7 protein-coding genes are annotated in these 5,522 nt (G+C 66.9%); all 7 read left to right on the top strand.

What is annotated here, in order from left to right; genetic code table 11:
- Positions 1-528: lipopolysaccharide transport periplasmic protein LptA (lptA, locus tag QRO91_RS21695; RefSeq protein ID WP_285310564.1), on the top strand; the 528-nt coding region annotated here is incomplete at its 5' end.
- The gene (gene lptB, locus QRO91_RS21690; RefSeq protein ID WP_049427486.1) at positions 528-1,247 is read left to right on the top strand and encodes an LPS export ABC transporter ATP-binding protein; all 720 of its coding nucleotides are present in this window, start codon (positions 528-530) and stop codon (positions 1,245-1,247) included. The genes lptA and lptB, both read left to right, overlap by 1 nt.
- A complete protein-coding gene (locus QRO91_RS21685) occupies positions 1,201-2,709 on the top strand; it encodes an RNA polymerase factor sigma-54 (RefSeq protein WP_370671849.1) in 1,509 nt (502 codons plus the stop codon). Before lptB ends, QRO91_RS21685 begins: the two co-directional genes overlap by 47 nt.
- Before the next feature lie 58 nt (positions 2,710-2,767).
- The gene (gene hpf, locus QRO91_RS21680) at positions 2,768-3,085 is read left to right on the top strand and encodes a ribosome hibernation-promoting factor, HPF/YfiA family (protein WP_005415556.1); all 318 of its coding nucleotides are present in this window, start codon (positions 2,768-2,770) and stop codon (positions 3,083-3,085) included.
- A gap of 21 nt (positions 3,086-3,106) precedes the next feature.
- The gene (locus tag QRO91_RS21675) at positions 3,107-3,559 is read left to right on the top strand and encodes a PTS sugar transporter subunit IIA (protein WP_049427489.1); all 453 of its coding nucleotides are present in this window, start codon (positions 3,107-3,109) and stop codon (positions 3,557-3,559) included.
- Complete coding sequence (gene hprK, locus QRO91_RS21670; RefSeq protein ID WP_005408388.1) at positions 3,556-4,506, top strand: HPr(Ser) kinase/phosphatase; 951 nt, start codon at positions 3,556-3,558, stop codon at positions 4,504-4,506. The genes QRO91_RS21675 and hprK overlap by 4 nt, the downstream gene beginning before the upstream one ends.
- A gap of 26 nt (positions 4,507-4,532) precedes the next feature.
- Positions 4,533-5,417: an RNase adapter RapZ gene (gene rapZ, locus QRO91_RS21665; RefSeq protein ID WP_049427492.1), complete on the top strand. Its 885-nt coding sequence runs from the start codon at positions 4,533-4,535 to the stop codon at positions 5,415-5,417.
- Positions 5,418-5,522: the final 105 nt, after the last annotated feature.

Below are 5,522 nucleotides of genomic sequence, written 5' to 3'. Positions count from 1 at the left end.
CTCGCGCTCGCTCTTCTTGTCCCCAGCGCCGCCTTCGCCAAGTCCACCGACCGCAACGAAGACATGCACATCGATTCCGGCGCCCAGTCCGGCATGCTCACCGGCGACGGCAAGACCGTGCTGTCGCAGGGCGTGATCATCACCCAGGGCACGCTGGACCTGCGCTCGTCCGAGGCCGAGATCTACCTCAAGGACGGCGAGGCCGTGCGCGTGGTGTTCACCGGCAAGCAGGCCAAGATGAAGCAGCAGCTTGATGACGGCACCTGGATGGACGCGCTGGCTGACCGCATCGATTACGACATCAAGACCGAGATCATCACCCTGACCGGCAACTACAAGGTCACCAGCGCGCGCGGCACCAATGCCGGCCAGCGCATGGTCTACAACACCCGTACCGGCGAGATGAACTCCGGTGGTGACGGCAGCCGCGTGCGTACCGTCATCCCGCCGAAGAACAAGACCCCGGCCGCGCCGGCGGCACAACCCAGGGCCGCCACGCCGGCACAGCCGGCCGGGAGCAAGAAGTAATGCTCGTCGCCAAGGGCCTGCGCAAGACGTACAAGCAGCGCGAAGTGGTCAAGGACTTCGGGCTGACCCTCGATGCGGGTGAAGTGGTGGGCCTGCTCGGCCCCAACGGCGCCGGCAAGACCACCTGTTTCTACATGATCGTCGGCCTGGTCGCCGCCGATGCCGGCAGCATCGTGCTCGACGGCAAGGACATCACCGGTGACCCGATGTACACCCGCGCCAAGCAGGGTGTGGGCTACCTGCCGCAGGAACCCTCGGTGTTCCGCAAGTTGACCGTGGCAGACAACATCCGCCTGGTGCTTGAACTGCGCGAGGACCTGGACTCGGCCGGCCGCGAGCGCGAATTGAACGGCCTGCTCGACGAACTGCAGCTGGGCCATGTCGCCGACCAGCTCGGCGCCAGCCTGTCCGGTGGCGAACGCCGCCGCTGCGAGATCGCCCGCGCACTGGCCGCGCAGCCGCGCCTGATCCTGCTCGACGAACCGTTCGCCGGTGTCGACCCGATTTCGGTCGGCGAGATCCAGCGCATCGTCACCCATCTCAAGCAGCGTGGCATCGGCGTGTTGATCACCGACCACAATGTGCGCGAGACCTTGGGTATCTGCGACCGCGCGTATATCCTCGCCGAGGGCAGCGTGCTGGCCCAGGGTTCGCCGGAGGCGATCCTGGACAATGCCGACGTGCGTCGGGTCTACCTTGGGGATTCCTTCAAGCTGTGACTGCGGTCGCCGGGTCCCTTTCCTTCCTTTCGGCACAGGCATGAAGACTCGGCTGCAGACATCGTTGGGACAGCAACTGGTGCTCACGCCCCAGTTGCAGCAGGCGATCAAGCTGCTGCAGATGTCGACCACCGAGCTGGAGCTGGAGATCGCGCAGGCAGTGGAGAGCAACCCACTGCTGGACTGGGCCGACAGCAATGACAGCAGCGCCGCCAATGAAGGCAGCGATGGCAACGACAACGAAGCGCCTGCAGAACGCAGCGATGAAGGCGACGATTGGGCGCCGGCCGAACTGGACTGGACGGCGACCGGCAGCGGTGGCAGCTTCGATGATGACGACGATACCGGCAGCGCCGCCGAACGCGTGGCCGAAACCGAGACGCTCGCCGACCACCTGCTGTGGCAGCTGCACCTGTCGCATCTTTCTGCCAGCGATCGCAGCATCGGCGCGGCGCTGATCGATGCACTGGACGATGACGGCTACCTGCGCGAACCGCTGGGAACCATCGCCGAAACCCTGTTGCCGGCGATCCACGCCGACGAGGACGAGATCCTTGCCGTGCTGCATCGCATCCAGCGTTTCGATCCGGTCGGTGTGGCTGCACGCACGCTCGGCGAATGCCTGCAGCTGCAGCTGGACGTGCTGCCCGATGAAACGCCGGGCCTGCTGCTGGCGCGACAGATTGCCGCAGGACCGCTGGAGCGGTTGCCGCGCAGCGGCGTCGCCGGGCTCGCCCACGAACTGAAACAACCCGTGGACGAGGTCGAGACGGCGGTCGCCCTGCTGCGCTCGCTGGACCCGCGCCCGGGTACCCAGATCGCCCCCCTGTCGCAGGACACCTACGTGGTGCCGGACGTGGTGGTGTGGCGGCAGAACGGCGTGTGGTGTGCGGCGCTGGCCGGGCACGCCGGGCCGAAGGTGGTGATCCATCGCGGCTACGAACAGCTGATCCGTCGCTGTGGTGACGCCGACGCGGGCTACCTGCGCGCCCAGCTGCAGGAAGCGCGCTGGCTGCTGAAGGGCCTGCAGCAGCGTGGCGAGACCCTGCTGCGGGTGGTGCGCAGCCTGATCCTGCAGCAGGCCGGTTTCCTGGAGTTCGGCGAGCAGGCCCTGCGCCCGCTGACCCTGCGCGAGATCGCCGCCGAGCTCGGCCTGCACGAATCCACAGTGTCGCGCGCGATCGCGCGCAAGCACGTGCGTACCCCGCGCGGCACCCTGCCGCTGCGCGCCTTCTTCGCCTCGGGCATCGATACCGAGGGCGGCGGCGAAGCATCCAGCACCGCCATCCAGGCGATGATCCGCCGCCTGATCGACGACGAGAACCCGCGCAAGCCACTTTCTGACGCCAAGCTGGCTGACCTGCTCAAATCGTCGGGAATTCCAGTAGCGCGACGCACCGTGGCGAAGTATCGTGAAGCCATGAACATTTCCGCCTCGCACGAAAGGGTCAGAATCGCTTGACGCGCCGCCGCGCCCGGCGGAGAGGTTCATTGGCACATCCGAACACAGGAGAAACCCGATGCGCATCGAAACGTTTGGCAAAGATGTCGAAGTCACCCCGGCCCTGCAGTCCTATGTAGAGGAGAAGCTGGCCCGGATCGGCAAACACTTCGACCAGCACTGCGAAGCGCGGGTGACCCTCAAGCTGCAGAAGACCGAGCACCACGTCGACGCCAGCCTCAATATCCCGGGACAGACCCTGCACGCCGAGGCCGGCGGCCAGACCATGTACGCCGCAATCGACCTGCTTGCGGACAAGCTTGACCGCCTGGTGATCAAGCACAAGGAGAAAAAACAGCAGCACGCACCGCTGCCGGTGGGCGACAATGGTGGCTGATCGCCACCGTTCCCCGCAGACATGCCCCTGACTGACCTCCTGGCGGCCGTGCAGACCCAGCTCTGCACGGCCACCGACCGTGACAGCGTCCTGCAGGCCGCCGCCGGGTTGCTGGCCTGCCGCCAGGCCAACGCCGAACAGATCTATCTGAACCTGTGCCAGCGCGAAGCGCTGGGCAGCACCGCGATCGGCCACGGCATCGCCATTCCCCACGGCCGCGCGCCGACCCTGGACCGCCCGCGTGGCGCCCTGTTGCGCCTGACCAGCCCGGTCGACTTCGGTGGCGACGAGCCGGTGGACCTGGTGTTCGCGATGGCCGTTCCCGCCCACTACACCCACCAGCACCTGATGCTGCTGTCCGAGCTTGCCGAATTGTTCTCGGCGGCGGATATCCGCCAGGCCCTGCGCCAGGCAGGCGACGCGCGGGCCCTGCGCAAGGCGCTGGACATGACCCCACCTGCGAGTGCCGCATGAATACCAGCATCACCGCCCGTGAACTGTTCGAACAGCAGCGCGAGCGGCTGGGGCTGCGCTGGGCTGCAGGCAAATCCGGCGAGAAGCGCGAGCTGGAGGCCGGCAATACGGTCTCGCGGCGCCCCTCGCTGGCCGGCTACCTCAATGCGATCTATCCCAACAAGGTGCAGATCCTCGGTACCGAGGAACTGTCCTGGCTGGATGCGCTGGAACCGCGCCAGCGTTGGGAAACGATCGAAAAAATCATGCAGTCGCACCCACTGGCACTGGTGCTGACCCGCAACCAGGCGTGCCCGGAAGACCTGCGTGCCGCCGCCGATGAATCCGGCACCCCGTTGTGGCTCTCGCCCAAGCGCGGCCACGAACTGCTCAACCACCTGTCCTACCACCTGGCGCGTACGCTGGCGCCGCGGGTGATCCTGCATGGCGTGTTCATGGAGATCTACTCCATCGGCGTGCTGATCACCGGCGAAGCGGGGTCCGGCAAGAGCGAGCTGGCGCTGGAGCTGCTCAGCCGTGGCCATCGCCTGGTGGCCGACGATGCGCCCGAGTTCACCCAGATCGCACCCGACGTGCTCGACGGCACCTGCCCCGAACTGCTGCAGGACCTGCTGGAAGTGCGCGGCCTGGGCGTGTTGAACGTGCGCGAGATGTTCGGCGACACGGCTGTAAAGAAGAACAAGTACCTTCGGCTGATCGTCCACCTGACCAAGCCGATGACCGAACCCACTCCGCATGGCTACGAGCGCCTGACCGGCGATTCGGGCACCCGCCATGTGCTGGACCTGGACGTGCCGCTGATCACGCTGCCGGTGATGCCCGGCCGCAATCTGGCCGTGCTGACCGAGGCGGCCACCCGCCTGCATATCCTGCGGACCAAGGGCATCGACCCGGCGGCGATGTTCATCGCCCGCCACAGCAACCTGCTGGAACGGCGAACGCCCTGACCCCCTGCCCTTCGAAGAGCCTGTCCATGAGCACCGTCCCCCCCTCCGCCCCGACCCTGATCATCGTCAGCGGCCTGTCCGGCTCGGGTAAATCCGTCGCCCTGAAGACCTTCGAGGACCAGGACTACTACTGCTCGGACAACCTGCCGATCAACCTGCTGCCGGACTTCGTACGCAGCCTGCTGGCCAATCGCGGCCGCAGTGCACCGCGCCGGCTGGCCGTAGGCATCGACGTGCGTGGGCAGGCCGACCTGAGCCAGCTGGGCGACTGGCGGCAGCTGGCCGCCGACGCCGGCGTGGAGGTGAAGGTGCTGTTCTTCGAAGCCAGCGACGAGACGCTGCTCAAGCGCTACGCAGACACCCGCCGCCGCCATCCGTTGAGCCAGCTGGGGCTGTCCCTGCCCGAAGCCATCGCCCGCGAACGCGAACTGACCGCGCCGCTGCGGCGCGACGCCGATGCGGTGATCGATACCAGCAGCCTCAATGTGCACCAGCTGCGCCGTCGCATCGTCACCGAGTTCGCGATGGGCCATGCCACCAGCCTGTCGCTGTTGTTCGAATCGTTTGCCTACAAGCGTGGCGTGCCGGCCGAAGCAGACTTCGTGTTCGACGCACGGGTGCTGCCCAACCCGCACTGGGATCCGGACCTGCGGGCGATGAGCGGTCGCGAACCCGGCGTGCGCGATTACCTGGAAGCACAGCCGGATGTGCAGCGCTACGTGGCCCAGCTGATGGACTTCCTCGATACCTGGCTGCCGAAGCTGGGGGATGGCACCCGCAGTTATGTAACCGTGGCGTTCGGCTGCACCGGCGGCAAGCACCGGTCGGTGTTCCTGGCCGAGCGCATGGCCCGGCATGCCCGCGAGATGGGCTGGGAAGACGTGGCGACCTACCACCGCGAACAGGATTGAGGGGGTCGGCCGGGCTGCGCCCGGCACCCGCCGAGGCCAAGGCAACGGCAACGGCAACGTCAAACGCCTGCATTTCGAGGGATGCGGGGCGGTCTGGATCGGCAG

The sequence above is a fragment of the Stenotrophomonas maltophilia group sp. Smal32 genome, assembly GCF_030237085.1.
GTDB lineage: Bacteria > Pseudomonadota > Gammaproteobacteria > Xanthomonadales > Xanthomonadaceae > Stenotrophomonas > Stenotrophomonas maltophilia_Q.
This window is presented reverse-complemented; position numbering and strand designations above follow the sequence as displayed.

Bases quoted from the DNA above. Each gene is read 5' to 3' on its own strand.
- hpf (WP_005415556.1), top strand. From the start codon at position 2,768: ATGCGCATCGAAACGTTTGGCAAAGATGTCGAAGTCACCCCGGCCCTG.
- lptB (WP_049427486.1), top strand. From the start codon at position 528: ATGCTCGTCGCCAAGGGCCTGCGCAAGACGTACAAGCAGCGCGAAGTG.
- QRO91_RS21675 (WP_049427489.1), top strand. From the start codon at position 3,107: ATGCCCCTGACTGACCTCCTGGCGGCCGTGCAGACCCAGCTCTGCACG.
- rapZ (WP_049427492.1), top strand. From the start codon at position 4,533: ATGAGCACCGTCCCCCCCTCCGCCCCGACCCTGATCATCGTCAGCGGC.
- QRO91_RS21685 (WP_370671849.1), top strand. From the start codon at position 1,201: ATGCCGACGTGCGTCGGGTCTACCTTGGGGATTCCTTCAAGCTGTGAC.
- hprK (WP_005408388.1), top strand. From the start codon at position 3,556: ATGAATACCAGCATCACCGCCCGTGAACTGTTCGAACAGCAGCGCGAG.